Source organism: Amycolatopsis sp. NPDC004772 (assembly GCF_053601215.1).
Genome location: NZ_JBSGBK010000023.1, coordinates 45,802 through 70,970 on the forward strand (window position 1 = coordinate 45,802; position 25,169 = coordinate 70,970).

A 25,169-nucleotide genomic window follows, 5' to 3' on the forward strand; every position below is an offset into this window, starting at 1 on the left:
TTGGAGTCGCCATGCGCCGTGTCCTCGCCGTCGTCGCCGCCGCTGCCGTGGTCGCGGCCGTCCCCACCCCCGCCCACGCCCTCGAAAACGGCCTCGCCCGCACCCCGCCGATGGGCTGGAACACCTGGAACACCTTCGAGTGCAACATCAACGAGACGCTCGTCAAGCAGACCACCGACCTGATGGTGAGCTCCGGGATGCGCGACCGCGGCTACACCTACGTCAACCTCGACGACTGCTGGATGACCTGGTCCCGGGACGCGAGCGGGAACCTCGTCGCCGATCCCGCCAAGTTCCCCAGCGGCCTCAAGGCGCTCGGCGACTACATCCACGCCCGCGGCATGAAGTTCGGGATCTACGAAGACGCCGGCACGATGACCTGCCAGGGCTACCCCGGCAGCCTCGGACACGAACAGGCCGACGCGAACCTCTTCGCGAGCTGGGGTGTCGACTACCTCAAGTACGACAACTGCCACAACGACAGCTCCACCCAGCAGGACTACATCCGGCGCTACTCGGCGATGCGCGACGCGCTGCAGGCCACCGGCCGCCCGATCACCTACAGCATCTGCGAATGGGGCTACTTCGACCCCGCGACCTGGGCCGCGGACGTCGGCAACCTGTGGCGCACCACCGGGGACATCACCAACAACTGGGGCAGCGTCGACGGCATCTACCGGCAGAACGTCGGGCTCGCCGCCGCCGCGAAACCGGGCGCCTGGAACGACCCGGACATGCTCGAGGTCGGCGACGGCATGGACTTCCAGGAGGACCGCGCGCACTTCACGCTCTGGGCGGCGATGGCCGCGCCGCTGATCGCCGGTGCCGACCTGCGCTCGGCCAGTGTCGCCACCTTCTCGACCTACCTGAACCCGGACGTCATCGCCGTCGACCAGGACCCGCTCGGCAAGCAGGCCACCCGGATCGCCACCGGGAACGGCCTGGACGTCCTCGCCAAACCGCTCCAGGACGGTGCCGTCGCGGTCGTGCTGTTCAACGAAAACAGCACCACGCAGACCATCTCGACGACGGCCGCCGCGGCCGGGCTGCCCGCCGCGGCGAGCTACCGGCTGACCAACCTGTGGTCGAAGGAACTCACCACCAGCGACGGCACGATCAGCGCCGCCGTTCCCTCGCACAGCACCGTGATCTACCGCGTCGCACCGGGGTCCGGCTCCAGCATCGGCACCACCCAGCCGATCCAGGGCGCGTCGTCGGCGCGCTGCCTCGACATCAACGACACGATCGCCGACATCTGGGACTGCGACGGCGGCACCGACCAGGCCTGGACGTTCACCGGCGACGGCGAGCTCAAGGCCGACGGCCGGTGCCTGGACGCCGAGAAGGGCGCCACGACCGCCGGGACCAAGCTCCTCGCCTGGACCTGCCACGGCGGCGCGAACCAGAAGTTCAAGCTGGCGGCCGACGGCTCGATCACCCAGGCCGGCCTCTGCGTCGACGTCACCGGCGGCGACAAGCCCGCCGGCAACGTCAACGGCGTCCAGCTCGAACTCTGGGGCTGCAACGACGACGCCAACCAGAACTGGGCGCTCAAGTCCCGGTGAGGTGCTCCGGCCGCACCGGGACGCGGGTGAGCGCGAGCCCGGTCGCGGCCCGGATCGCCGCCACGATCGCCGGGGTCGAGGAGATCGTCGGCGGCTCGCCGACCCCGCGCAGGCCGTACGGCGCGTGCGGGTCCGGGCGTTCGAGGACGTCGATGCTCATCGGCGGCATGTCGAGCACGGTCGGGATCAGGTAGTCGGTGAAGGAGGGGTTCCGGATCTTCCCGCCGGAGGTCTGGATCTCCTCCATCACCGCCAGCCCGAGCCCCTGCGCCGAACCACCCTGGATCTGGCCCAGCACGGCCTGGGGGTTCAGCGCCTTGCCGACGTCCTGGGCGCAGTCCAGCGCGACCACCTTGACCAAGCCGAGTTCGGTGTCGACGTCGACGACCGCCCGGTGCGCGGCGAACGCGTACTGCACGTGCGCGGTCCCCTGCCCGGTCTCCGGGTCCAGCCCCGCAGTGGGCCGGTGCCGCCACTCGATCGTTTCGTCGTAGACGTCGTCGCCGAGCACGTCGACCAGGTCGGCGAGCACCTGGCCGTCGGCCGCGACGAGCTTGCCGCCGACGACCCGCGTCCTGGTGTCGAACCGGGACAGCAGCCGCGCCCGCACCGCCACGCACGCGGCCTGCACCGCGCCGCCGGTGACGTAGGTCTGGCGCGACGCCGACGTCGAGCCGCCGTTGCCGATCGAGGTGTCCATCGGCAGGATCGTCACCTGCTCGACGCCGAGCTCGGTGCGGACGATCTGCTGCATGATCGTCACCAGGCCCTGGCCGACCTCGCAGGCCGCGGTGTGCACGGTCGCGGCCGGCTCGCCGCCGACCAGCTGCAGGCGCACGCGGGCCGTCGAGTAGTCGTCGAAGCCTTCGGAGAAGCAGACGTTCTTGATCCCGACGGCGTACCCGACGCCGCGGACGACACCCTCGCCGTGGGTCGTGTTGGACACCCCGCCCGGCATGTGCCGCAGGTCGAACGGCCGGTCCGGCGGCAGCGGCATGTCCCGCACCCGGTTCAGCAGCTCCGCGACCGGCGCTTCGGCGTCGACGACCTGGCCGGTCGGCATCAGGTCGCCCTCGCTCATCGCGTTGCGGACGCGGATCTCGACCGGGTCCAAGCCGCACGCGAGAGCGAGCTTGTCCATCTGGGACTCGTAGCCGAACGCGGCCTGCACCGCGCCGAAGCCGCGCATCGCGCCGCACGGCGGGTTGTTGGTGTAGGTGCCCCAGCAGTCCACCGAGACACTGTCCACTTTGTACGGCCCGACGCCGAGTGTGGCGGCGTTCGCGACCACCGCCCCGGTCGAGGACGCGTACGCGCCGCCGTCGAGGTACAGGCGCGTCTTCACGTAGACGAGCCGACCGTCGCGGGTGGCGCCGTGCTCGTAGTACATCTTCGCCGGGTGGCGGTGGACGTGGCCGTAGAAGGACTCTTCGCGGTTGTAGACCATCTTCACCGGCTTGCCGGTGTGCAGTGCGAGAAGGCAGGCGTGCACCTGCATCGACAGGTCTTCCCGGCCGCCGAACGCGCCGCCGACGCCACCGAGGGTCAGCCGCACCTTCTCGGCCGGCAACCCCAGCGCGGCGACGATCTGCTGCTGGTCGACGTGCAGCCACTGCGTCGCGACGTAGAGGTCGACGCCGCCTTCGGTGTCCGGCACGGCGAGGCCGGACTCGGGGCCGAGGAACGCCTGGTCCTGCATGCCGACCTCGTAGACGCCGGCGACGACGATGTCGGCGTCGAGGTCCTGCGGGCCGCGGCGGATCTTCACGTGCCGGACGACGTTGCCGCCTTCGTGCAGCGAAGGCCCTTCGCCCGCGACGGCGGCTTCGGAGTCCGTCACCGGCTCCAGTTCCTCGTAGGCGACCTTGATCCGCTTCATCGCGCGGCGCGCGGTCTCCGGGTGGTCGGCGGCGACCAGCGCCACCGGTTCGCCCTGGTAGCGGACGACTTCGGAGGCGAGCACCGGCTGGTCGGCGTGCTCGAGGCCGTAGCGGTTCACGCCCGGGACGTCGTCGTGGGTGAGGACCGCGTACACGCCCGGCACGGCCAGGGCTTCCGCGATGTCGATGCCGGTGATCCGGGCGTACGGGTGCGGGCTGCGCAGCGTCACGCCCCACACCATGTCCTCGTGCCAGAGGTCCGAGGAGTAGGCGAACTCGCCGCGGACCTTCACCGTGCCGTCGGGGCGCCGCGGCGAAGTGCCGACGCCGTTCGCGGTCGTCGTCGTGACGGAGGTGGTGCTGGTCATCGGCCCTCCCGCAACCGGGCGCTCGCGGCGGCCAGCTCGCGGGCGATGGCGGACTCGTCGGCTTCGCGCAGGGTGCCGTCCTCGACGACGGCCTTGCCGCCGACGAACAGGCGGCGCAGCGGCGGCGTGGTGCCGAGCACCAGGGCCGCGACCGGGTCGGCGATGCCGGCGTAGTTCAGCCCGGTCAGGTTCCAGACGGCGAGGTCGGCGAGCTTGCCGGGCTCGATCGAGCCGAGGTCGTCCCCGCGGCCGAGGCAGCGGGCGCCGCCCATCGTGCCCATCCACAGGGCTTCCCGCGTGGTCAGCCCGCGCGGGCCGCCGCGCTGGCGGGCCTGCAGCAGCGACTGGTGGAGCTCTTCGCCGAGGCCACCGGACTCGTTGGACGCCGCGCCGTCGGCACCCAGGCCGACCGCGACCCCGGCGTCGAGGAGGTCGCGGACCGGGGCGATGCCGGCGCCGATGCGGCCGTTGGACGTCGGGCAGTGCGCCGAGCCGGTGCCGGTCGCGCCGAACCGGCGGATCGCCTCGGGCGCGAGGTGGATCGTGTGCGCGAGCCAGACGTCGTCGGCGAGCCAGCCGAGCTTGTCGGCGTATTCGGCCGGGGTGCAGCCGGCCTCGGCGAGGCACTGCTTCTCCTCGTCGACGGTTTCGGCGAGGTGGGTGTGCAGGCGGACGCCCTTGCGCCGGGCCAGCTCGGCCGCGCCGGACATCAGCCGTTCGGTGACCGAGAACGGCGAGCACGGGCCCGCGGCGATCTGCAGGTGGGCGCCCGCGGAGTCGTCGTGGAAGCGGTCGATCGCCGCTTCGGTGCCGGCCAGCGCGTCCTCGGTCGGCTCGACCAGGTTGTCCGGCGGCAGGCCGCCGTCGGACTCGCCGCGGTCCATCGACCCGCGGACCACGTGCAGCCGGACGCCGATGCGCTGACGGGCCGCGGCCAGCGCCGCGACCTGGTCGCCGCCGTCGCGCGGGAAGACGTAGTGGTGGTCGGCGACCGTGGTGCAGCCGGTCAGGGCCAGCCGGGCCATCCCGGCGGTGCCCGCGGCGTGCGTGATCTCGTCGTCGAGGCGGCTCCAGACCGGGTAGAGCGCGACCAGCCATTCGAAGAGCGTGTGGTCGGCGGCCAGGCCGCGGGTCGCCCACTGGTAGAGGTGGTGGTGGGTGTTGATCAGCCCCGGCGTGACCAGGCAGCCGGCGGCGTCGACGCGCTCGTCGAACTCGCCGGTGTAGACGCCTTCGCCGACCGCGGCGATCCGGTCGTTCTCGATGACGACGTGCCCGCTCGCGTACTCCTCGCCGGTGACGGTGGCGATGGCCGCGTTCGCGATGAGCGTCTTCACGCCACGCCTCCCTTCGCGGCCGCGCGGACCGCGTCGAGGATCTTCTCGTAGCCGGTGCACCGGCAGAGGTTGCCGGCCAGTGCCTCGCGGATCTCCTCGTCGGACGGGTCGGGGACGCGGTTCAGCAGGTCGTGGGCGGCGACGACCAGGCCCGGCGTGCAGAACCCGCACTGGACCGCACCCGCGTCCACAAAGGACTGCTGGACCGGGTCGAGGGTGTCGCCGTCGGCCAGTCCCTCGACCGTGCGGACCACGCGGCCCTCGGCCTGCCCGGCCGCGACCAGGCAGGCGCACACCGGGAGGTCGTCGAGGTAGACCGTGCAGGAGCCGCATTCGCCCTGCTCGCAGGCGTTCTTCGAGCCCGGCAGGCCGAGCCGCTCGCGCAGCACGTAGAGCAGGCTCTCGCCTTCCCAGACATCGTCCGCCTGCCGCGGCTCGCCGTTGATCGTGACGTTCAGGCGCATGCGCGCTCCCCCGTCCGGTGTTCGTCCCAGGCCCAGGTCAACGTACGCCGTGCCAGTACCCCGAGAGCGTGCTTCCGATACGCGGCGCTGCCCCGGACGTCGTCGATCGGGGACGTCGCCGCGGCCACCAGGTCGCCGAAGCGCCGCTTCAGCGAGTCGGGCAGGGCTTCCGGCGAGCCCCACGGCAGTTCGGCGGCCAGGAAGTCCTCGGCCTCGCGGGCGCGGCGCGGGGTCGGGGCGGCGGACCCGATCGCGGCGCCGGCCCGGCCGTTCTGCAGCGACAGCGCGAAGGAGCAGACCGCGATGACCATGGCGTTGCGCGTGCCGACCTTGGCGAACTGCTGCGGCCCGGCGTGCGCGGGCAGGTGGACGGCGGTGATCAGCTCGTCCGGCTCGAGGGCGTGGCGTTTCACGCCGACGTAGAAATCCTCCGCGCGGAGGACACGGGTCCCCCGGACGGAGGCCACCTCGATCCGCGCGTCCAAGGCGAGCAGCACCGGGTGGGTGTCGCCGGCGGGCGAGGCGGCGCCGAGGTTGCCGCCGACCGTGCCGCGGTTGCGGATCTGCGGGGACCCGACCGTGCGCGACGCCATGGCCAGCGCCGGGACGGATTCACCCAGTTCGGCGATGACGCGGGAGTACGGGACGCCGGCGCCGAGCCGGACCGTGCCGTCCACAGTGGAGCACTCCGTCAGTTCCCCGACGGTGGTCAGGTCCAGGAGGGCGTCCGGGCGCCGGTGGTCGAAGTTGAGTTCGACCATGACGTCGGTGCCGCCGGCGATCGGCACGGCGCCGGGCCGCTCGGCCTTCAGGGCGAGGGCCTCGGCGAGCGTCGTGGGACGCAGGAACTCCACGGGCTGCTCCTTCGTGAGGGCGATAGACCAGTAGACGACGGATCACGGCCGGGCGGCAACGGCACCACGCATGAAACGCACCGCAGCGGACGCGGGGCCGGTTGTGCTTTCCTACAAGCCTCATGACGACCGTGAAAACTCTGCTGGGGCTGCCGGCGCTGCGGCTGCGCCCGCGCGCCGGGACCGACCTGCTCGACCGGCCGGTGACGCGCATCTACGTCACGGAGCTGTCCGACCCCGGACGGTACCTGTCGGCCGGTGAGCTGGTGCTTTCCGGCCTGCTCTGGTGGCACGAGCCGGGTGACGCCGAGCCGTTCGTGGCGGCGCTGGCCCGCTCGGGCGCGGCGGCGCTGGCCGCGTCCGGTGCGGACTCGGGCGGCATCCCGGACGACGTCGTCGACGCCTGCGTCCGGCACCGGATCCCGCTCCTCGAAGTGCCCGCCGACCTGTCGTTTTCGGTGATCACCGAGCAGGTGGTGCTGGCGTTGGCGGCCGCGTCGGACAGCGCCCGCAAACGTTTGCAGGCCGCGGCGGAGGCGCCGGTCGAGACGCTGGTGGAGCGGGCTTCGGCGGAACTGGGGCTGCCGTGCTGGGTGCTGTCGGGCCTGGGCCGGCTGATCGCGGGGACGGCCCCGCTGCCGATGCCGCCGGAGGACGTCGTCCGCCGGTACGCGGCCCGCGAGCCGGGGCCGCTGACGGTGCTCCCGGTCGAGGGGCGGCACGCGGTGCCGTGGCTGATCGCGGCCGGGGGGCCGTTGAGCACCGCGCAGGCCGAGCTGGCCGAGGAGGTGGCGGGGCTGGTCGGAGTCACGCGGGCCCGCAGGTCACGCCCGGAGGTGTCGCTGCCCGAGGACGTGTGCGTTGTCGCGTTGCGGACCGAAGGCAGCGACGAGAGCCGGGACGTCCTGGACGAGTTGCTACCGGACGCGGCGCTGCTCGACTCGCCGGGGGACACGTCGTACGCGGCGGTGGCCACGCCTTCGCTGGCCGGATTGTCCACTGTGGAGCCGCTGCTGCGGGCTTCCCGGATCCTCTGCGGGGTCAGCGATCCGGGCCGGGTGGCCGAGGCCGTGGAGAGTGCGCGCTACGCCGTGGAGGTGGCGGCGCGGCGGCCGGGCCGGGTGGCGGTGGTCCGGACCGGTGACGTGGCGGTGCACGAGCTGCTGCTGGCCGGCGCGCCGGACGGGGTGCGCGCGGCCGTGCGCCGCCGGGTGCTCGGGCCGTTGCTGGCCTACGACGCGGAGCAGCACACGGACCTGGTGCACACGGTCCGCGTGTTCCTGGAGTGCTCGGGCTCCCCGACCCGGGCGGCGAAGGCGTTGCACGTCCACGTGAACACGCTGCGCTACCGGATCGGGCGAGCGGGTGAGCTGCTGGGCGCGGACCTGACGGAGTTCACCGACCAGCTGGACGTGTACCTGGCCTTGCGAGCCGGCGACTAGAACGCCCGCTCGCCCGCTCGGCGCAGGGGGAAGACCTCGCACCCCACCGGCCGCCGTCTCGCGTTGCGTGACCGGGGGCAAGGGGGAGGATGAGCGGGTGGACCCCGAAATCACCTCGGCCCGGCAGGCGGCGGACGACGCCCGCGTGCTGGCCTTCGGGCGGCTGCAAGGCGCGGCGCACCGGCTCGGCTACCTGCTCGGGCGGGCCCTGGAACGCGAATGCGGGATCACCCACCTGATGTACGAGGTCCTGCTGATCGTGGGCCGCACCGGCGCGGACGGGCTGACCATGCGCTCCATCGCCCAGGAGCAGGTCCTCACCACCGGCGGCGCGACCCGGCTGGTCGACCGGATGGAGGCGCTCGGGCTGGTGACCCGCACGGCGTCCCCGAGCGACAAGCGCGTCCAGCTCGTCCGGCTGACCTCGTTCGGCGAGGAGACGACCGTGCGGGCCAGCCGGCTGCACGTGGAGAACGTCGAGCAGTTCTTCTTCCGGCCGCTGCCCGAGGACCACCGCGCGCGGTTCGCCGACGACCTGCGGACGCTGAGCCACTTCGCCCGCGACGCCCTCCCGCGGCTGCGCTGAGCCGCGACCGGCGCCACGCCGAACAGGAGCGCGAACGTCGTGACGATCTCGGAGCACCCGACGCCTCAGTCGCTCGCTGCGGCAGACTGACCGGGTGGGCAAGCGGAAGCAGGTCCGCGTCGGCCCGCCGCCGACGACGGACGAAAAGTTCGGCGAGGCGCTGCTGACGGCCGCTCCGGGCGACGCCGAGCGGCTGGCGCCGGGCTTCACGCTGCCGGCCGAGCTCGTCTCGGCCGCCGATCGGATCGCCCGGCAACTGGTGGCCCGGGCGTGCCGAGGTGGCTGGCTGCCCGAAGACCTCCACCAGGCCGCGCGGCGGCACCTGGACGAGTTCGCGGGCTCGTACGTCCTCGACGCGCTCGCCGCCTACGCCGGGCAGTTCACCGCCGTGCACCCGGACTGGCTGGCCCAGCTCGACGCGGTGGGCGCCACCCGCTGGTGGACGGAGACCGAGCCGCACCTGCCGCAGTGGGCGGCGAAGCACATCCTGACGCCGTCCGAAGCGGTGGCGGCGGTGATCGAGGCCCTCGGCCTGCTGGCGACCCTGCCCGCGGTGACCGTCGTCCTGCCCACGCCGGGAACCCCGCTCGCGTCGCCGGCGCGGCACCACGTCGACGACAAGAAGCTGAGCCGGGTCCGCGCGCTGCTCGCCAAGGCCGAGTCGAGCACCTTCCCGGAGGAAGCGGAAACCCTCTCGGCGAAGGCGCAGGAGCTGATGACCCGCCACGCTCTCGACCGCGTGCTGGTCGAGGCCACCGAGGCCGCACCCGAGCGGCCCGCGGCCCGCCGGATCTGGCTGGACACGCCGTACACCGACGCGAAGTCGCTGCTGGTCCACGTGGTCGCGCAGGCCAACCGCGGCCGAGCGGTCTTCGACTCGCGCTGGGACTTCGTGACCGTCGTCGGCGACGAAGACGACCTGGACGCCGTCGAGCTGCTCACCACGTCGCTGCTGGTCCAGGCGACGCGGGCGATGATCGCCGACCCGGCGGGCCGGTCCCGGGATTTCCGGAAGTCCTTCCTCGTCTCTTACGCCACCCGGATCGGCGAGCGGCTCGAGCGGGCGACGGAAGCGACGATCGCCGAGGCGCCGGACTTGCTCCCGGCACTGGCTTCCCGCGAGAAGCAGGTGGCGGCGGCGTTCACCGAGCTGTTCCCCGAAGTGGTGAACAAGTCCGTGACCGTCCGCAGCCATGAGGGCTGGGGCGCCGGGCGCGCGGCCGCCGACCGCGCCCGCCTCGGCGAGTAGCCGTCACACTTCGCGCCGGGCGTACTTCTCCAGCTCCGGCCGCCCGAACGGCAGCTCGCCCTCGTCCAAGGCCCCGCAGTCCAGGCCGCGCAGCAGGTACACCGCCAGCGCCTGGGCGGTCGCCGGTTCGTCCAGCACTCCCCCGGCCCGCTTGTCCACGTACGCGCGCAACCGCGCCACCGCCTGCGAGAAGCCCTCGCGGTAGAACGTGTACGTTGCCGCGAAGCGGGTCGGCAGCTGGTGGGGGTGCAGGTCCCAGCCCTGGTAGAAGCCGCGCTCCAAGGACCTGCGGACCAGCCGGAGGTGTTCGGCCCACGCCGCGGGCAGGGCGTCGCCGATCGGGAGCCTGTTCGTCGAGCCGTCCGAGAGGCGGACGCCGGTGCCCGCCGCCGCGATCTGCATCAGGCCCTTGGCCAGGTCGGCCGCCGGGTGCTCCATGCTCTGGTACGCCGCCGCGATGCCGAGGCCCGCGCTGTAGTCGTACGTTCCGTAGTGCAGTCCCGAGCAGCGGCCCTCGGCCGCCTGCACGATCCGCGCCACCGACAGCGTCCCGTCGACGTCCACAATGGACTGTGCCGTCTCGATCTGGACCTCGAAGCGCAACGCCCCTTCAGCCAGCTCGTACGCGGTTTCCAGGCGAGCGAGGACTTCCGCGGCCACCGCGACCTGCTCGACCGCCGTCACCTTCGGCAGCGTGACGACGAACCCGGGCGGCAACGGCCCGTGGTCCAGCAACGACCCGAGGAACAGGTCCAGGGTGCGGATACCACGCCGGCGCGTCGCCGCTTCGAAGCTCTTGAAGCGGATGCCGCAGAACGGTGTCCCGCCGGTCGTCGCCAGCGTTTGCCCGGCCGCCACCGCCGCCGCGTCCTCGACGTCGTCGGGCACGCGGCCGAAGCCGTCCTCGAAGTCGATCCGCAGGTCCTCGATCGGCTCGGTCAGCAGCTTCGTGCGGACGCGTTCGAAGACGTCCGCGTCGGCGCCGAGGAGGTCGCCGTGCTCGATGAAGACCCGCATCGCCTGCTTGCCCCAGTCGGCGACCAGGCGCGTCTTGTACTGCGACGCCGGGACGTAGACCGTGTGCACGGGCTGGCGTCCCGGCCGCTCGCCCGGGTACGACGCCGCGACGCGCGCGTCGGCCGCAGCCAGGCGCGCGTCGGCGGCGTCGTAGACGTCCTCGGAAAGCCGCACTACTTGATCTTCTCGTACGCGGGCAGCGTCAGGAAGTCCGGGAACTCGTCGGCCAGCGCGACCTGCTCGAACAGCTCCACCGCGGGCTCCAGCAGCTCCGGCTTGAGCTCGCCGGCCAGCTCGCCGCGGACGTCGGCCAGCACGCCGCGCACCAGCTCCGCGGTGACGGTGTCACCACTGTCCAAAGTGGTCCCGTTCTTGACCCACTGCCAGATCTGCGAGCGCGAGATCTCGGCGGTGGCCGCGTCTTCCATCAGGTTGTGAATGGCCGCCGCGCCGTTGCCGCCGAGCCACGAGGCGATGTAGCGGACACCGACGTCGACCGCCGCGCGCAGGCCGGCCGCGGTCGCGCTGCCCGGCGTCGAAGCGACGTCCAGCAGCTGATCGGCGGTGACGCTGACCTCGTCGCGGGTGCGGCCGAGCTGGTTCGGCTGGTCGCCGAGCACCTTGTCGAACTCCTCCTTGCAGAGCTCGACCATGCCCGGGTGCGCGACCCACGAGCCGTCGAAGCCGTCGCCGGCCTCGCGGGACTTGTCCGCGTGCACCTTCTCGAAGGCGCCCTTGTTGGTCTCGGGGTCCTTGCTCGGGATGAACGCGGCCATGCCGCCGATCGCGAAGGCGCCGCGCTTGTGGCAGGTGCGCACCAGCAGCTCGGTGTAGGCGCGCATGAAGGGCGCGGTCATGGTGACGGAGTTGCGGTCCGGCAGCACGAACTTCTCGCCCGCGTCGCGGAAGTACTTGATGACGCTGAAGAGGTAGTCCCAGCGGCCGGCGTTGAGGCCCGAGGCGTGCTCGCGCAGCTCGTAGAGGATCTCTTCCATCTCGAACGCGGCCGGGATGGTCTCGATCAGCACGGTGGCGCGGACGGTGCCGTGCTCGATGCCGAGGGTCTTCTCGGCGTGGGTGAAGACGTCGTTCCAGAGCCGCGCTTCGAGGTGGCTCTCCATCTTCGGCAGGTAGTAGTACGGGCCCTTGCCGCGCTTGAGCAGTTCGGCGGCGTTGTGGAAGAAGTGCAGGCCGAAGTCGACGAGCGCGCCGACACCCTCGCGGCCGCCGAAGGTCAGGTGGGCTTCGGGCAGGTGCCAGCCGCGCGGGCGGACCACGATCGTGGCGTGCTCGACGTCGTCCTTCAGCGCGTAGCTCTTGCCGCCGCTTTCCAGGGTGATCGTCTCGCGGATGGCGTCGTGGAGGTTGACCTGGCCGGACACCACGTTGTGCCAGTGCGGCGTGTTGGCGTCTTCGAGGTCGGCGAGCCACACCTTCGCGCCGGAGTTGAGCGCGTTGATGGTCATCTTGCGGTCGGTCGGCCCGGTGATCTCGACGCGGCGGTCGCGGAGCGCCTCCGGGGCCCCGGCGACCTGCCAGTCGCCGTCGCGGATCTCCTTGGTCTCCGGCAGGAAGTCGAGCCGGCCGGTGGTCCGGGCCTCCTCGCGGCGCTTGCTCCGCGCCTGGAGCAGCTCGTCGCGGCGGCCGGCGAAGGCGTCGTGGAGGCCGGCGAGGAAGGCGAGCGCCTCCGGCGTGAGGATCTCGTCGCCGCGCTCGACCGGGTCGCCCAGCACCTGGACTTCAGAAGACATGGGGAAACACCTCGAGGGTTCGGATCTTTGGATAACGGCCCTACGGTTTTCTACCAGCCGGACTATAGTTTCTGCATAGCGGAAGCTCAACGCCGACGTAAGGAGGGCCACCGTGCCGGCGGAGAAGAACGGTCGCGACGGCGGCGTCCAGTCCCTGCAGCGCGCCTTCGAGCTGCTGGAACACCTCGCGGACACCGGCGGCGAGGCGAGTTTGTCGGAGCTGGCGACGCTGTCCGGGCTGCCGATGCCGACGATCCACCGGCTGATCCGCACGCTGGTGGACCTCGGGTACGTCCGCCAGAACACGAACCGCCGCTACGCACTGGGTGCGCGCCTCATCAGGCTGGGCGAGAACGCGAGCATGCAGTTCGGCGCCTGGGCGCGGCCGTTGCTGGCCGAGCTGGTGGAGGAGGTCGGCGAGACGGCCAACCTGGCGGTCCTCGAGCGCGACGAGGTCGTGTACGTGGCCCAGGTACCCTCGAAGCACTCGATGCGCATGTTCACCGAGGTCGGCCGGCGGTTGCTGCCGCACGGGACCGGGGTCGGGAAGGCAATGCTGGCGCACCTGCCGTCGTCCGAGGTCCGTTCACTGCTGGACCGGACGGGGATGCCGGCGTACACGGAGCACACGTTCACCGACCCGGACGCGCTGGCGGTGGAGCTGTCGCGGATCGCTTCGCAGGGGTACGCGCTGGACGAGGCCGAGCAGGAGCTGGGGGTGCGGTGCGTGGCGGTGGCGGTGCCGGGCGCACCGGTGCCGGCGGCGGTTTCGGTGTCCGGGCCGTCCGGTCGGCTGACCGCCGAAGCAGTGGCGCACATCGCCCCGGCGGTGCAGCGGGTCGCGGACGCCCTGGGGGCTAGCCTGACCCAGGCCGTCGCACAAGTGTGACAGTGGGTGAAATTAAGGTGACACAAAGTGACCCCCCTGAGGGGGGCAAATCCGGCGCCGGTAAAGTCGGCGACATGGCCAGCCTCGAAGACCTCGAAGCCCGCGTGACCGCGTTGGAGGAACAGGTGCAGCAGTCCCGGCACGACGCCGCGGCAGCCCGCATTCTCGCCGGCACTGCAGACCGGGATGTGTCTGAGTTCAAGCAGACTTTGAACGGCCACACCAAGGTGCTCAACGCGATGCGCGAGACGCAGATCGAGCACGGGCAAGACATCTCCGGCCTCAAGACTGACGTCACCGGTCTCAAGACCGAGGTCACCGACCTCCGGGCTGAGATGCGCAGCGGGTTCACCAAGATCAACGTCGGCATGGAGCAGATGAGCCGGTTGCTTCAGCAGATCATCGACAAGGGCTGACTCAGCTCAGCTCCCCCGCCAGCAGGTCCATCAGCAGCCCGTCGTGCCAGGTGCCGTCCGGGGCGCGTTCGTAGTTCCGCAGGATCCCGACCGGCCGGAAGCCCACCTTCGTGTACACCCGGATCGCCGTCTCGTTCGACGCCGCCGGGTCGATCGTCAGCCGGTGGTGGCCGGTCGCGAACAGGTGCCGGGCCAGGGCGCGGATCGCGTCCGTGCCGATACCGCGGCCGTGGAAGTCCGGGTGCACCGAGATGTCGATGCCCGCGTGGTGGTACTGCGGGTCCAGCTCCTCGCAGCTCTGGATCAGGCCGACGACGGCACCGTCGAACTCGATCACGTAGACCGTGTAGCCCTCTTCGACCTCGTACAGGCCTTCGGTCTCGTGGCCCGGGTCGCCCCACCAGCGGGCGACCTCCGGGGTGGCCAGGATTTCGCGCACCCGGACGCGGTCGGCTGGGCCAATCGGGCGCAGGCGCACCCGGTCGCCGTGAATGGCGGTCATGATGGGTCCTCTCTCGTAGCGAACGACGGCTTCGGAGCGTCTGTCACGAGGAGGGGCGCGCGTGCGTCAACCGGGCATGCCCGGATTCTGCGCTCGCACCGCCGCCGCCGTCATCCGAATATCCGCCGGAGGCCGCATGGACACGCACGCCGGCGCCTTGGCCTGGCTCGCGCAGGGCGCCGCTTCGAACCTCCTGGACCGGCTCGTCGACCGGGCGCTCGACGGGCCCGCCGCACCACCCGCCTGGCCGGGCCCGGCGAAGACCGCCGCGGGCACCGTCGAGATCACCGTGCGGCACCACGGCGCCGCGAAGGGCCGGACACCGGTGATCCTGACGATGCAGGAAGACGGCGGCCGCACCGGCACGGCGTTCTCGGCGATCCTCGGCCACACGGCCCGCATCGCGGTCCCCAGCGGCCGCTACTTCAGCGCGGCGATGGTGCTCGACCCGGCCCGCCGCACGCTGCAGGGCATCGGCTGGTCCCACCTGACCGTGCCGGCCCGCGGGACGTCCCCGTGCCTCATCCCGGTCAACCGCCCCTCGGCGCCGGTGATCCTGCAGCTGGGCTTGCGGAAGGCAGACGGAACACCGCTGTTCCGGCTGGAACCGCCGGCGAAGGTCCGCTAACCGAGCAGGGCGTCCACGAAGGCGCCCGGCTCGAACGGGGCCAGGTCGTCCGGGCCCTCGCCCAGGCCGACCAGCTTCACCGGGACCCCCAGCTCCTTCTGGACCTGGAACACGATGCCGCCCTTGGCCGTGCCGTCCAGCTTGGTCAGCACGATGCCCGTGACGTCGATGACCTCGGCGAACACGCGGGCCTGCATGAGCCCGTTCTGGCCCGTCGTCGCGTCCAGGACCAGCAGGACCTCGTCGACCTTGGCCTGCTTCTCCACGACGCGCTTGACCTTGCCCAGCTCGTCCATCAGGCCCGTCTTCGTGTGCAGGCGGCCCGCCGTGTCGACCAGGACCGCGTCGACACCGGTGTCCACGCCGCGCTTCACCGCGTCGAACGCGACCGCCGCCGGGTCCGCGCCCTCCTTGCCGCGGACGACCTCCGCGCCCACGCGCTCGGCCCACGTCTGGAGCTGGTCGGCCGCCGCCGCGCGGAACGTGTCCGCCGCGCCCAGCAGGACCGTGCCGCCCTGGGCCACCAGGACGCGGGCGAGCTTGCCCGTGGTCGTCGTCTTGCCCGTGCCGTTGACGCCCGCCACCAGCACCACCGCCGGCTGCTTCTTGCCGTCGACCGTGTGCGGCAGCGCCCGGACCGCGCGGTGGCCGTCGGTGGACAGCTGCGCCGTCAGCACCTCGTGCAGCACCTCGCGCGCCTCGGCCGACGACCGCACCGCGCGCCGGGACAGCTCGTCGCGCAGGCGCTCGACGATCTGGTTCGTCGTGGCCGCGCCGAGGTCGGCCAGCAGCAGCGTGTCTTCGACGTCCTGCCAGGAATCCTCGTCGAGGTCACCCGCGCCGAGCAGGCCCAGCAGGCTCGTCCCGAACACCGAGCGGGACTTCGACAGCCGGCCGCGCAGCCGCTCCATGCGGCCGGTCGCCGGCTCGATCTCCTCGGCGACCGGGGCCGGTTCGACGACCTCGGCGTCCGGCAGCTCGACGTCGCGGACCGTGCGCTGCGCCGAGTCGCGCGGGACCGCCGCGTCGTCGCCCACCGCGGGCTGGCCGTCGGTCTCCGGCCGGTCCTCGACCGGGTGCTCGGGGGCTTCGGCCTCGGCCGTGCCGCCGGGCGCGAGCGCGATGCCCCCGCTGGCCGCGTACGAACCGCCCTTCGGTTTCGCCTCGACCTCGCGCTGGGCGTCCAGGCTGATCCGCCGCCTGCGTGCGATCAGCAGGCCGGTCACCAGCAGGGCGACCAGGACGACGACGGCGACGACTACGAACAGGAACCAGGTGCTCGACACGGACCCATCCTTTCATCCGCGCTCCCCCGCGCCGGACACCCCGTCCGCACAGGCAATTCGTCACCAGCTAGGTCCCGATTGGGGCAAGACTTCACCAAGTGGGTTGCGTCACAGGCAACGCTCCACTAAACCCCTCCGGATGGGGCTGCGAGCGAGTCACGGCTATCGGGTGATCGGCCTGATTTCGGGCACGTCGCTCGACGGGATCGACGTGGCCGCCGCCGACCTGCACGCCGAAGAGGACACGGTCGTGCTGACACCGCTCGGCGAGCTCGACGTCCCCTACCCCGACCACCTGCGCGAGGGCCTGCTCGCCGCGCTGCCGCCGAACCCGTGCACCGCCGGCGAGCTGACGCGGCTGGACACCGGCGTCGGCCAGGCGTTCGCCGACGCGGCCGCGCGCGGCGTCGAAGAGCTCGGCGGCCGCGCGGACCTGGTCGCGTCGCTCGGCCAGACGGTGTTCCACTGGGTCGAGGACAACCACGTCCGCGGCACCCTCCAGCTCGGCCAGCCCGCCTGGATCGCCGAGCGCACCGGGCTGCCGGTGATCGCCGACCTGCGGGCGCGCGACGTCGCCGCGGGCGGCCACGGCGCGCCCCTGGCGAGCACGCTCGACCGGCTGTGGCTGCACGGCCTCGCCGAGGACACCGCACGGCCGGTCGCCGCGCTGAACCTCGGCGGCATCGCGAACATCACCGTCGTCACCGAGGGGCGGCCGGTGATCGCCTACGACACCGGGCCCGCCAACGCCCTGCTCGACGTCGCCGCCCACCGCGTCTCGGGGCAGCGCAGCGACGTCGACGGCCGGCTCGCCCTCGGCGGGTCGGTGCGCGCCGACCTGCTCGGCCGGCTGCTCGCCGACCCGTACTTCGCCGCCGCACCCCCGAAGTCCACCGGCAAGGAGCACTTCAACGCGGACTACCTCGACACCGCACTGGCCGGCCTGGACAGCGTCGAACCCGGCGACCTGCTCGCGACGCTGACCGAGCTGACCGCCGTCACCGTGGCCGACCAGTGCCGCCGTCACGGTGTCACCACCGTCATCGCCTCCGGGGGCGGCGTCGCCAACCCGGCGCTGATGGCCGCGCTGATCCGCGCCGTGGGGCCGGCGGTGGTCAAGACCAGTGACGACCTCGGCCTGCCCGGCGCCGGCAAAGAGGCGTACCTGACCGCGTTGCTGGGCTGGCTGAGCTGGTGCGGCGTGCCCGGTACGGTGCCGTCGGCGACCGGTGCCCGCGGGCCGCGCGTGCTCGGCGCGCTGGTCCCGGGCCGCGGTCCCCTGACCCTTCCCGCCCCGCTGGGGGGCACCGTGACCCGGTTGCGAGTCGCGGAGAAGGCCGGAGAACGGTAGGAGTGATCCATGCGCGGTGTTGACCTCGCCATCATCGTGATCTACCTGGCGGCGATGCCGCTGATCGGCGTGCTGGTCGGCCGGAGACAACGGTCGGCGGCGGACTACTTCGTCGGCGAGCGCAGCCTCCCGTGGGGTGCGGTGATGCTGTCCGTGGTGGCCACGGAGACCTCGACGCTCACCGTGATCAGCACGCCCGGGCTGGTCTTCGGCAACGCCTTCCTGTTCCTGCAGCTGGCCTTCGGCTACATCATCGGCCGGACGATCGCCGCGTTCGTGTTGCTGCCGCGGTACTTCCGGGGCAACCTCGTCAGCGCGTACGCCTTCCTCGGGAAGCGGTTCGGCTCGGGGCTGCAGGGCACGGCGTCGGTGACGTTCGTGATCACGCGGCTGCTCGCCGAGGGCGTGCGCCTGTTCGCCGGCGCGATCCCGATCAAGGTGATCCTCGGCCACTACGGCATCCACCTGGACTACTGGGTGATCGTCGTCATCCTCACCGCGCTGACGCTGGTCTACGCCTACATCGGCGGGATCAAGGCGGTCGTCTGGGTCGACGTCATCCAGCTGACGCTCTACCTCGGCGGCGCCGCGGTGGCCGCGATCGTGCTGCTGAACAAGCTGCCGGCCGACTGGGCCACCCAGGCGTCCGCGGACGGCAAGTTCATGCTCGTCGACTTCACGAAGAACCTGCTGACCAGCCCGTACGCCTTCATCACGGCGGTGCTCGGCGGCGCGGCGCTGTCGATGGCGTCGCACGGCGCCGACCAGCTGATCGCGCAGCGGCTGCTGGCCACCCGCAGCCTGCGCGACGGCCAGAAGGCGCTGATCGGCAGCGGCGTCATCGTCACCGTCCAGTTCGCGCTGTTCCTGCTGGTCGGGGCGATGCTGTGGGTGTTCAACGGCCGCAAGTCCGTGGCGCAGCTGGGCCTGCAGAGCCCGGACGACGTGTTCTCGCGGTTCATCATCGACGACCTGCCGGTCGGTGTCTCGGGCCTGCTCATCGCCGGTGTCCTGGCCTCGACCATGGGCGCGCTGGCTTCGGCGCTCAACGCGCTGTCGACGTCCACCGTGGCCGACCTCTACCAGCGGTTCACCAAGCGCTCGCCGGAGGATTCGAAGCTGCTGCAGCACGGTCGCATGTGGACACTGATCTGGGCCGTCGTGTTCGCGGTGTTCGCTTCGCTGTTCTCCACCACGAAGAACTCGGTGATCGAGCTCGGCCTGGCCATCACCGGCTACACCTACGGCGCGCTGCTGGGGTCGTTCCTGCTGGGCCTGCTGATCAAGAAGGCGCGGCAGGTGGACGCGATCATCGCGTTCGTGGTCACGGTCGTGGTGATGGCGTTCGTCATCCTCGGGGTGAAGTTCAACGCGAAGACCGGCGGCCTGATCGGCGTCGACTTCAGCAAGGCGGCCGGGGACAAGGTGGCGCTGGCGTACCCGTGGTACACGCTGATGGGCGTGGTCATCACGCTGGTCGTCGGCGGCCTGCTGGCCCTGCGGCACCGGACGCCGGACCCGAAGGCGGCCGAAGCGGACGCCGCGACCGCCGAGGTGCGCGCCGCCTGATCCTCCTGAACCGTTTCCGGCGGGCTCCCGTGTGGAGGGGCGGGAGCCCGCCGAGAAGCGGCGGGAGGATTTTCGAAGGTGGATTCCATGAAGCGGATGACGGTGGCGCTCGCGGTGGGTGCCCTCCTGGTCGGCGGCGCGGCGACGGCTTCGGCCACCCCGGCGGCCGCCAAGGTGCCGGACGCGATCAAGGTTCCGGCGGGCAACCGGCCGGTGGCCAGCTACGCGGCCGAGGGCGTGCAGATCTACGGCTGCACGAACGGCGCGTGGACGCTGATCCAGCCCGCCGCCGTGCTGTCGAAGCACGGGAAGCCGGTGGCGCTGCACAGCAAGGGTCCGGTCTGGACGTCCATTGTGGACGGCAGCACGGTCGGCGCCGCGGCGGCCGCTTCCTCGCCGCGGACGAACGCGATCCCGGAACTGCTGCTCAAGGCGAACCTCAACACCGGCGACGGGATCTTCGGCAAGGTGACCTACGTCCAGCGCCTCAACACCCGCGGCGGCGTCGCCCCGGCCGGAACGTGCACAGCGGGCGCGCAGACGGCGGTCCGGTACTCGGCGGACTACGCCTTCTGGGTCGCCGGCTGACCAGCGCCCCAATGTGGCGTTGGTTGCGTCCAGCGCACCCAATGTGGCGTTCGGTGCGTTGGACGCACCGAACGCCACATTGGGTGCGTTGGACGCAACCAACGCCACATTGGGGCGCTTGGTGGTGAGCGGGTCAGGAGTCCTTGAGCGGGAAGCCGCCGCCGATGCCGCGCCAGGCGAGGTTGGCCGTCAGGGCCACCGCCTCCTCGCGGCTCATCGACTGGTGGTGGGCCAGCCAGAACCGGGCGCTGACCTGGCTCATCCCGACCAGCCCGACGGCCAGCAGCCGCGCCTTGTCCTCGTCGAGGCCCGCGTCCGCCGTGATTGTCTCGGTGATCGCGTCCACGCTCGCCGACGTCGCCCGGTCGACCGCTTCCTGGACCGCCGGCTCGCCGCGCAGGTCGGACTCGAAGACCATCCGGAACGCGCCCGCGTCGTTGCTCACGAAGTCGAAGAACGCGCCTACCGTCGCCGGCACGCGCTGCTTGTTCTCCGTCGTCGAGTCCAGCGCGTTCTGGACGCGCTTGACCAGCTCGTCGACGTGGCTCTCCAGCAGCGCGATGTACAGATCGAGCTTGCCGGGGAAGTGCTGGTACAGCACCGGCTTCGAGACGCCCGCGACCTCGGCGATCTCGTCCATCGCGGCGGCGTGGTAACCGTTTTCGGCGAAGACCCGTTGCGCCGCGGCGAGGAGCTGGGCCCGGCGCTCGGTCCGGGGCAGCCGCACCCCACGTTGCTGCAGCCGCGTCATCTCCGTCATGCTCATCCTCCCGTCATCGCTTCTTCGACGGGCGGGGTCGCCACCGCGTGAAGTCGCCCTGAAGATTACTCGCCGGTACGTGTGCCGCGCCAAGGGTCGGGCATTCTGGACCCGTGAAGACCCCCGTGCAGGCCCGGCCGCCGCTGACCCACGTGCCGCTCTCGAGCAGGGCCTTGCCGTCGCTCGACCCGGTCCCGCCGCCCTGGCCGGCGGCGTTCGAAGAGGTCGGCACCGCCCGGCTGCACGTCCGCCGCACGCCGGGTCCGGACGGCGTCCCGGCGGTGTACGTCCACGGTCTCGGCGGCTCGTCGACGAACTGGACCGACCTGGCCGCCCTGCTCTCGCCGGTCGCCGGCGGCACGGCGATCGACCTGCCGGGGTTCGGCTACTCCGAGCCCGAAGAGGGCTTCGACTTCACGCTCCAGGCGCACGCGGACGTCGTTGTAAAGCACGTCGAAGCGGTCGGCGCGCCGGTCCACCTGTTCGGCAACTCCATGGGCGGCGCCATCGCCCTGCTGGTCGCGGCCCAGAAGCCCGAGCTCGTGAAGACGCTGACGCTCATCTCGCCGGCGGTGCCGGACCTGCGGCTCGACCCGCGGCGGCTGTCGGACCCGCGGATGGCGTTCGCGTACCTGCCGCTGGTCGGCGCGCGGGTGCGGGCCCAGCTCGCCGCGCTCGGGCCGCGGGAACGCGCCGCGCAGGTCATCAAGCTGTGCTTCGCCGACCCGTCGCGGTTCCCCGAGAGCCGCCTCGACGAGCTGACCGAGGAACACGGCGCCCGCGCCGGGTTCGCCTGGGCCGCGCCCGCGATGGCCCGCAGCACGTTCGCCATCTTCCGGGCGTGGTCGACGCTCGGGAAGGCGTCGCTGTGGTCGGTCGCGCCGCTCGTCAAGGCGCCGACGCTGGTCGTCTGGGGCCGGGAGGACCGCGTCATCTCGGTGAAACGCGCGGTGCGGACCGCCCGGGCGATCCCGCGGGCCCGGCTGCTCGTGCTGCCGCGCACCGGCCACGTGGCGCAGATGGAACGCCCGGTCGTCGTCGCGAAGGCCGTGCTGGGCATGTGGGAGCACGTCGAAGCGGGCACCTGGTGACCCGATCGGGGGACGGCGGGTTCACTCGATGATCCGCCAGTCGGCGCGAGCGGTGCCTCGCCGCTGTGGCACCCTGGTGCGGTGGACCGGGTGAAGCAGGACGCGCGAGGCGAAGATCGGCGGACGCCCCACCGCGCGTCGGCCCGCCGGACGCCGGACGCCGAGGACCACCCCCGCACCGGGCAGTACCGCCCGGGGAAGGCGCCGTCCCAGCGCGCCGGCGAGGACCGCTACCGCTCGGGCAGCCGCCGGACCAGCGCCGAGCCGCTGAGCGCCTCCTGGAAGCCGGAGGTGCCGGTCGCGCGGGAGGAGGCGGACCCGCCGTCGAAGTCCGGCCTGGGGAAGCTGACCAAGACCTACGGCTGGCGCGTCTACGCGCTGCCGATCCTGGTGGTGCTGACCGTGCTCGTCGTGGTCAACACGGCCAACAGCCCGGCCCAGCCGATCGCCGAGGAGGGCCCCGGCGCCTCCGCGCCCGGCGTCGAGTCGGCGGGCGGAGACTCCTCCGGCGGCGCGATCGACGGCAACGGCGAGCAGCCCATCCCGGAGAACCCGGCCACTCCGGTCGACCTGAAGGTGCCGACCGCGGACCTGCCGGAGGGCATCCCGTTCACGCAGGCGGGCGCGGGCAAGTGGCACGTCGTCCCGGGCAGCGGCCCGAAGATCGGCAACGGGAAGCTCTACACCTACACCGTCGAGGTCGAGGACGGCATCGACCCGGCGAGCTACGCCGGTGACGACGCCTTTGCCACGGCCGTCCAGGGCACGCTGTCGAACCCGGCCCAGGGCTGGACCTGGGACGGCAAGATCGCGTTCCAGCGGGTGGACGGCAACTTCCCGAACCCGTCGTTCCGGGTGAGCCTGACCACGCCGGAGACCACGCACCGGCCGGACGCCTGCGGGTTCCAGATCAAGTTCGAGGCGTCCTGCTACCGCAAGAGCCTCGGCCGGGTGCTGATCAACCTGGCCCGCTGGGTACGCGGCGCGAAGGCGTTCAACGCGGACATGACCGGCTACCGGCAGTACGCCATCAACCACGAGGTCGGGCACGCCCTGGGCAACCAGCACGTCGGCTGCGGCGGCGAAGGCCAGCCGGCGCCGGTGATGATGCAGCAGTCCTTCGGGGTCTCCGACGACTACGTCTCGATGCTCAACGACATCCCCGGCGGCGACAAGGGCAAGGTGGCCAAGGACGGCCGCACCTGCCTGCCCAACGCGTGGCCGAACCCCAAGCCCGCCGCCTGAGTTCTCCCATCATGTGGACGCGGGAAGACCTATTTGCCTGCGCGCGTTGTGCATAGTGGGATGGACGCGATACGCGCGCGAGATGGAGGACCCATGTCAGCACTGCCGCCGCTCGTCGAGCCGGCTGCCGAGCTCACCAAGGAAGAGGTGGCCCGGTACAGCCGTCACCTGATCATCCCCGACGTCGGGGTGACCGGGCAGAAGCGGCTGAAGAACGCGAAGGTCCTGGTGATCGGGGCCGGCGGCCTCGGCAGCCCCGCGCTGCTGTACCTGGCCGCCGCCGGGGTCGGCACGCTCGGCATCGTCGACTTCGACGTGGTGGACGAGTCGAACCTGCAGCGCCAGGTCATCCACGGCCAGTCCGACGTCGGCAAGCTCAAGGCCGCGTCCGCGCAGGAGTCGATCGCCGAGATCAACCCGCTGGTCAAGGTGCACCTGCACACCGACCGGCTCGACTCGTCGAACGCGCTGGAGATCTTCGAGCAGTACGACCTGATCGTCGACGGCACCGACAACTTCGCCACGCGCTACCTGGTCAACGACGCCGCGGTGCTGCTGGGCAAGCCGTACGTCTGGGGCTCGATCTTCCGGTTCGAAGGCCAGGTCAGCGTGTTCTGGGAGGACGCGCCGAACGGCAAGGGCCTCAACTACCGCGACCTCTACCCGGAGCCGCCGCCCCCGGGCATGGTCCCCTCCTGCGCCGAGGGTGGCGTGCTGGGCGTGCTGTGCGCGTCCATCGGCTCGATCATGGTGACCGAGGCGATCAAGCTCATCACCGGCATCGGCGAGCCGCTGCTCGGCCGCCTGATCAGCTACGACGCGCTGGAGATGAAGTACCGCGAGGTCAAGATCCGCAAGGACCCGGACACGCCGAAGATCACCGAGCTGATCGACTACGAGGCGTTCTGCGGTGTGGTTTCGGACGAGGCGGCGTCGGCCGCGTCGGGCAGCACGATCACCCCGGCGGAGCTCAAGGCCAAGTTCGACAGCGGCGAGAACTTCGCGCTGATCGACGTCCGCGAGCCGCACGAGTACGAGATCGTCAACATCAAGGGCGCGACGCTCATCCCGAAGGACCGGATCCTCTCGGGTGAGGCGCTGGCCGAGCTGCCACAGGACAAGCCGATCGTCCTGCACTGCAAGTCCGGTGCCCGGTCCGCCGAGGCCCTCGCCGCCCTGCACGCGGCCGGCTTCAAGGACGCGACGCACCTCGGCGGCGGCGTGCTCGCCTGGGCGAAGCAGATCGACCCGAGCCTGCCGACCTACTGACAGTGTGTTTTGCCCGGCCGGGAAACCGCGTGTGAGCAGCGAGTCTTCTCATTCGTGGAACACCCGGCCGGGTAACGTCACGGCTCGTGCGGTCAACCCTCGAACGTCCCCCGGCGCACGTCTGCGCGGCCTTCGGCGGCCCCGCGGACGACGGTGAACGCCTGCCGGATTCGACGGCGTGGCGCTGCGGCGACCTGGTGCTCAAGCCGGTCACCGACAAGGTCCGGACACTGTGGACCGCGCACGCACTCGACTACGTCCGCGAGCCGGGGTTGCGGGTCGGCAAGCCGGTCCGTTCGACGGACGGCCGCTGGATCGTCGGCGGCTGGACGGCGTCGAGGTTCGTCCCGGGCACGCACGAGCACCGCGGAGACGCTTCGGTGCTGGCGGCGGTGAAACTGCACCGGGCCACGGTCGGCCTGCCCCGGCCGGAGTTCCTCGACGCCCGCACGGACGTGGACGCGGTGGCGGACCGTGTCGCGTGGGAAGAGGCCGACGTCCCCCTGGCGGAGACGAAGGGCGGCCGCTGGTTCGAGGTCCTCGCGGGCGCCCGCAGGCCGATCCGGTTGCCGTCGCAGGTGGCCCACGGCGAGCTGCTGGCGGGGCTCCTGTTCGACGGAGACGCCGGCCCCGGCCTGGTCGATTTCGTCCCGTACTACCGCCCGGGCGAGTACGGCGCGGCGATCGTCGCGGTGGACGCGCTGGCTTGGGGCGGCGCGGGTCGGGACCTGCTCGAACGGTGGGCCCACCTGCCGGAGTGGCCGCAGCTGCTGTTGCGTGCGGTGCTGTTCCGATTGGCGTCGAACGCGCTGAACCCGAAATCGACCCAGGCATCGCTGGACGGCCTGCGCGCGGCGGCCCGCGAGGTTTCCGGCGTCTTGTGACCCACGTCCCAAGTACCCGTGTCACCTCCGGAAAGGACCGCTGACCTCCCGACTCCCGCCAGGTGGACACGGATCTCACCGGCCGGGCGGCGGAAACACTGCCGCAATGTCAACTGCCTGAAACATTCGGTCGAATCCGGTTAACAAGGCCTCCTTAGCGTCAGGGCACGCCCGAAAC

At 71.8% G+C, this 25,169-nt stretch carries 23 protein-coding genes; 14 read left to right on the plus strand and 9 right to left on the minus strand.

Features of this window, described 5'->3' with window-relative positions; genetic code table 11:
* Positions 1-11 precede the first annotated feature (11 nt).
* Positions 12-1,565, plus strand: a complete 1,554-nt coding sequence (locus ACWEF6_RS16545) for a glycoside hydrolase family 27 protein (protein WP_449683701.1) — start codon at positions 12-14, stop codon at positions 1,563-1,565.
* Here the strand turns inward: ACWEF6_RS16545 and pucD are convergent.
* The 4 genes from pucD to ACWEF6_RS16565 are packed head-to-tail and all read right to left on the minus strand — an operon-like array spanning position 1,552 to position 6,468.
* A complete protein-coding gene (gene pucD, locus ACWEF6_RS16550) occupies positions 1,552-3,813 on the minus strand; it encodes a xanthine dehydrogenase subunit D (RefSeq protein ID WP_449683702.1) in 2,262 nt (753 codons plus the stop codon). The two genes, ACWEF6_RS16545 and pucD, sit on opposite strands and share 14 nt — an antisense overlap.
* Positions 3,810-5,150: an 8-oxoguanine deaminase gene (locus tag ACWEF6_RS16555; RefSeq protein WP_449683703.1), complete on the minus strand. Its 1,341-nt coding sequence runs from the start codon at positions 5,148-5,150 to the stop codon at positions 3,810-3,812. The genes pucD and ACWEF6_RS16555 overlap by 4 nt, the downstream gene beginning before the upstream one ends.
* Entirely contained in the window at positions 5,147-5,614 is a 468-nt protein-coding gene (locus ACWEF6_RS16560) for a (2Fe-2S)-binding protein (protein WP_003102989.1), read from the minus strand. The genes ACWEF6_RS16555 and ACWEF6_RS16560 overlap by 4 nt, the downstream gene beginning before the upstream one ends.
* Entirely contained in the window at positions 5,605-6,468 is an 864-nt protein-coding gene (locus ACWEF6_RS16565) for an FAD binding domain-containing protein (protein WP_449683704.1), read from the minus strand. Before ACWEF6_RS16565 ends, ACWEF6_RS16560 begins: the two co-directional genes overlap by 10 nt.
* 122 nt (positions 6,469-6,590) lie before the next feature.
* Here ACWEF6_RS16565 and ACWEF6_RS16570 point away from each other — a divergent pair, with 122 nt between their 5' ends.
* The 3 genes from ACWEF6_RS16570 to ACWEF6_RS16580 all read left to right on the plus strand — a co-directional run bounded on the left by ACWEF6_RS16570 (position 6,591) and on the right by ACWEF6_RS16580 (position 9,745).
* Positions 6,591-7,910: a PucR family transcriptional regulator gene (locus ACWEF6_RS16570; RefSeq protein ID WP_449683705.1), complete on the plus strand. Its 1,320-nt coding sequence runs from the start codon at positions 6,591-6,593 to the stop codon at positions 7,908-7,910.
* 97 nt (positions 7,911-8,007) lie between these two features.
* Positions 8,008-8,496, plus strand: a complete 489-nt coding sequence (locus ACWEF6_RS16575) for a MarR family winged helix-turn-helix transcriptional regulator (RefSeq protein ID WP_449678024.1) — start codon at positions 8,008-8,010, stop codon at positions 8,494-8,496.
* A gap of 94 nt (positions 8,497-8,590) precedes the next feature.
* Entirely contained in the window at positions 8,591-9,745 is a 1,155-nt protein-coding gene (locus ACWEF6_RS16580; RefSeq protein WP_449683706.1) for a DUF2786 domain-containing protein, read from the plus strand.
* A 3-nt stretch (positions 9,746-9,748) separates the two neighbouring features.
* Here the strand turns inward: ACWEF6_RS16580 and ACWEF6_RS16585 are convergent, their stop codons facing one another.
* Entirely contained in the window at positions 9,749-10,936 is a 1,188-nt protein-coding gene (locus tag ACWEF6_RS16585) for a DUF6986 family protein (RefSeq protein ID WP_449683707.1), read from the minus strand.
* Positions 10,936-12,513: a malate synthase A gene (gene aceB, locus ACWEF6_RS16590; protein ID WP_449683708.1), complete on the minus strand. Its 1,578-nt coding sequence runs from the start codon at positions 12,511-12,513 to the stop codon at positions 10,936-10,938. The genes ACWEF6_RS16585 and aceB overlap by 1 nt, the downstream gene beginning before the upstream one ends.
* Positions 12,514-12,625: 112 nt before the next feature.
* Between aceB and ACWEF6_RS16595 the strand changes: the two genes are divergently transcribed.
* Positions 12,626-13,402 carry an IclR family transcriptional regulator gene (locus tag ACWEF6_RS16595; protein ID WP_449683709.1) on the plus strand — a complete coding sequence of 259 codons (777 nt, stop codon included), beginning with the start codon at positions 12,626-12,628 and terminating at the stop codon, positions 13,400-13,402.
* 74 nt (positions 13,403-13,476) lie between these two features.
* Complete coding sequence (locus ACWEF6_RS16600) at positions 13,477-13,818, plus strand: hypothetical protein (protein WP_449683710.1); 342 nt, start codon at positions 13,477-13,479, stop codon at positions 13,816-13,818.
* Position 13,819: 1 nt separating this feature from the next.
* On the opposite strand, the gene ACWEF6_RS16605 is transcribed toward ACWEF6_RS16600, so the two are convergent.
* Entirely contained in the window at positions 13,820-14,320 is a 501-nt protein-coding gene (locus tag ACWEF6_RS16605; RefSeq protein WP_449683711.1) for a GNAT family N-acetyltransferase, read from the minus strand.
* A 136-nt stretch (positions 14,321-14,456) separates the two neighbouring features.
* Between ACWEF6_RS16605 and ACWEF6_RS16610 the strand changes: the two genes are divergently transcribed.
* Positions 14,457-14,948, plus strand: a complete 492-nt coding sequence (locus ACWEF6_RS16610; RefSeq protein WP_449683712.1) for a hypothetical protein — start codon at positions 14,457-14,459, stop codon at positions 14,946-14,948.
* On the opposite strand, the gene ftsY is transcribed toward ACWEF6_RS16610, so the two are convergent.
* Positions 14,945-16,234: a signal recognition particle-docking protein FtsY gene (gene ftsY, locus ACWEF6_RS16615; protein ID WP_449683713.1), complete on the minus strand. Its 1,290-nt coding sequence runs from the start codon at positions 16,232-16,234 to the stop codon at positions 14,945-14,947. The two genes, ACWEF6_RS16610 and ftsY, sit on opposite strands and share 4 nt — an antisense overlap.
* Positions 16,235-16,373: 139 nt before the next feature.
* Between ftsY and ACWEF6_RS16620 the strand changes: the two genes are divergently transcribed.
* The 3 genes from ACWEF6_RS16620 (at position 16,374) to ACWEF6_RS16630 (ending at position 19,742) form a co-directional block, all read left to right on the plus strand.
* The gene (locus ACWEF6_RS16620; protein ID WP_449683714.1) at positions 16,374-17,585 is read left to right on the plus strand and encodes an anhydro-N-acetylmuramic acid kinase; all 1,212 of its coding nucleotides are present in this window, start codon (positions 16,374-16,376) and stop codon (positions 17,583-17,585) included.
* Positions 17,586-17,594: 9 nt separating this feature from the next.
* Positions 17,595-19,154 (plus strand): sodium:solute symporter, encoded by a 1,560-nt coding sequence (locus ACWEF6_RS16625; protein WP_449683715.1) that lies wholly within the window; start codon positions 17,595-17,597, stop codon positions 19,152-19,154.
* An 87-nt stretch (positions 19,155-19,241) separates the two neighbouring features.
* Complete coding sequence (locus ACWEF6_RS16630) at positions 19,242-19,742, plus strand: DUF3455 domain-containing protein (RefSeq protein WP_449683716.1); 501 nt, start codon at positions 19,242-19,244, stop codon at positions 19,740-19,742.
* 133 nt (positions 19,743-19,875) lie between these two features.
* Here ACWEF6_RS16630 and ACWEF6_RS16635 read toward each other — a convergent pair whose 3' ends face one another.
* Positions 19,876-20,502, minus strand: coding sequence for a TetR/AcrR family transcriptional regulator (locus tag ACWEF6_RS16635; RefSeq protein ID WP_003095505.1), 627 nt, complete (start codon positions 20,500-20,502; stop codon positions 19,876-19,878).
* A 113-nt stretch (positions 20,503-20,615) separates the two neighbouring features.
* On the opposite strand from ACWEF6_RS16635, the gene ACWEF6_RS16640 reads away from it, so the two are divergent.
* From ACWEF6_RS16640 to ACWEF6_RS16655, 4 genes are all read left to right on the plus strand, one after another.
* Positions 20,616-21,593 (plus strand): alpha/beta fold hydrolase, encoded by a 978-nt coding sequence (locus ACWEF6_RS16640; protein ID WP_449683717.1) that lies wholly within the window; start codon positions 20,616-20,618, stop codon positions 21,591-21,593.
* A gap of 81 nt (positions 21,594-21,674) precedes the next feature.
* Positions 21,675-22,838, plus strand: a complete 1,164-nt coding sequence (locus ACWEF6_RS16645; RefSeq protein ID WP_449683718.1) for a DUF3152 domain-containing protein — start codon at positions 21,675-21,677, stop codon at positions 22,836-22,838.
* 93 nt (positions 22,839-22,931) lie between these two features.
* Complete coding sequence (moeZ, locus tag ACWEF6_RS16650; RefSeq protein ID WP_449665983.1) at positions 22,932-24,107, plus strand: adenylyltransferase/sulfurtransferase MoeZ; 1,176 nt, start codon at positions 22,932-22,934, stop codon at positions 24,105-24,107.
* An 86-nt stretch (positions 24,108-24,193) separates the two neighbouring features.
* Entirely contained in the window at positions 24,194-24,991 is a 798-nt protein-coding gene (locus tag ACWEF6_RS16655; RefSeq protein WP_449683719.1) for a TIGR02569 family protein, read from the plus strand.
* The last annotated feature ends 178 nt before the right edge of the window (positions 24,992-25,169 follow it).

What these genes read in the sequence shown, in the direction of transcription:
- moeZ (WP_449665983.1), top strand. Translation starts at nt 22,932, where the DNA reads ATGTCAGCACTGCCGCCGCTCGTCGAGCCGGCTGCCGAGCTCACCAAG.
- ACWEF6_RS16570 (WP_449683705.1), top strand. Translation starts at nt 6,591, where the DNA reads ATGACGACCGTGAAAACTCTGCTGGGGCTGCCGGCGCTGCGGCTGCGC.
- ACWEF6_RS16620 (WP_449683714.1), top strand. Translation starts at nt 16,374, where the DNA reads ATGGGGCTGCGAGCGAGTCACGGCTATCGGGTGATCGGCCTGATTTCG.
- ACWEF6_RS16560 (WP_003102989.1), bottom strand. Translation starts at nt 5,614, where the DNA reads ATGCGCCTGAACGTCACGATCAACGGCGAGCCGCGGCAGGCGGACGAT.
- aceB (WP_449683708.1), bottom strand. Translation starts at nt 12,513, where the DNA reads ATGTCTTCTGAAGTCCAGGTGCTGGGCGACCCGGTCGAGCGCGGCGAC.
- pucD (WP_449683702.1), bottom strand. Translation starts at nt 3,813, where the DNA reads ATGACCAGCACCACCTCCGTCACGACGACGACCGCGAACGGCGTCGGC.
- ACWEF6_RS16635 (WP_003095505.1), bottom strand. Translation starts at nt 20,502, where the DNA reads ATGACGGAGATGACGCGGCTGCAGCAACGTGGGGTGCGGCTGCCCCGG.
- ACWEF6_RS16610 (WP_449683712.1), top strand. Translation starts at nt 14,457, where the DNA reads ATGGACACGCACGCCGGCGCCTTGGCCTGGCTCGCGCAGGGCGCCGCT.
- ACWEF6_RS16630 (WP_449683716.1), top strand. Translation starts at nt 19,242, where the DNA reads ATGAAGCGGATGACGGTGGCGCTCGCGGTGGGTGCCCTCCTGGTCGGC.
- ACWEF6_RS16605 (WP_449683711.1), bottom strand. Translation starts at nt 14,320, where the DNA reads ATGACCGCCATTCACGGCGACCGGGTGCGCCTGCGCCCGATTGGCCCA.
- ACWEF6_RS16625 (WP_449683715.1), top strand. Translation starts at nt 17,595, where the DNA reads ATGCGCGGTGTTGACCTCGCCATCATCGTGATCTACCTGGCGGCGATG.
- ACWEF6_RS16600 (WP_449683710.1), top strand. Translation starts at nt 13,477, where the DNA reads ATGGCCAGCCTCGAAGACCTCGAAGCCCGCGTGACCGCGTTGGAGGAA.
- ACWEF6_RS16545 (WP_449683701.1), top strand. Translation starts at nt 12, where the DNA reads ATGCGCCGTGTCCTCGCCGTCGTCGCCGCCGCTGCCGTGGTCGCGGCC.